A 227-nucleotide genomic window follows, 5' to 3' on the forward strand; every position below is an offset into this window, starting at 1 on the left:
CAGGCGTATCTTGATAAGTACACCGGGAGCATGGTCTGCTCCAAGCAGCTCTACAAGGAAGCCTTGAACCATGCCTTTGACGAGCCGAAACAATGGGAAATCCGGGAAATCAACGAGATTATGAACCAGTGCATTGACCGCTGGCGGTACTTCCCGAACCCAAGAATGTTTTCAGAATATGGCAGACAAAAGGGCTGGGAGCGTGAAAACCCGGCAACGGACTCCGG

The 227-nt window shown here is 52.0% G+C and carries 1 pseudogene; it reads left to right on the forward strand.

The features are described from left to right. A pseudogene (locus DWX26_RS17335) lies at positions 1-227 on the forward strand (virulence-associated E family protein); the annotation flags it as partial.

Origin of the sequence: Blautia sp. AF19-1, from assembly GCF_003479155.1 — a bacterium.
In the GTDB taxonomy this organism is placed as follows: Bacteria; Bacillota; Clostridia; order Lachnospirales; family Lachnospiraceae; genus Fusicatenibacter; species Fusicatenibacter saccharivorans.